Genomic DNA, 407 nt, shown 5'->3' on the forward strand with positions numbered 1-407 from the left:
TAAAGCGGTACGCGAGCTGGGTTCAGAACGTCGTGAGACAGTTCGGTCCCTATCCGTCGTGGGCGCAGGAAATTTGAGAGGCGCTGTCCTTAGTACGAGAGGACCGGGATGGACATACCCCTGGTGGACCAGTTGTCGTGCCAACGGCATTGCTGGGTAGCTATGTATGGACGGGATAAGTGCTGAAAGCATCTAAGCATGAAGCCCCCCTCAAGATGAGATTTCCCAACTTCGGTTATAAGATCCCTCAAAGATGATGAGGTTAATAGGTTCGAGGTGGAAGCATGGTGACATGTGGAGCTGACGAATACTAATCGATCGAAGACTTAATCAAATTTAAATGTTTTGCGAAGCAAAATCACTTTTACTTACTATCTAGTTTTGAATGTATAATCTACATTCATATG

The 407-nt window shown here is 45.9% G+C and carries 1 rRNA gene; it reads left to right on the forward strand.

Annotated elements, in window-relative coordinates:
• Positions 1-334: ribosomal RNA gene (locus WQ56_RS17395) — 23S ribosomal RNA — on the forward strand; the annotation flags it as partial.
• Between the last annotated feature and the right edge of the window lie 73 nt (positions 335-407).

The sequence above is a fragment of the Luteimonas sp. FCS-9 genome (genome assembly GCF_001014645.1).
Taxonomy (GTDB): Bacteria; Pseudomonadota; Gammaproteobacteria; order Xanthomonadales; family Xanthomonadaceae; genus Luteimonas.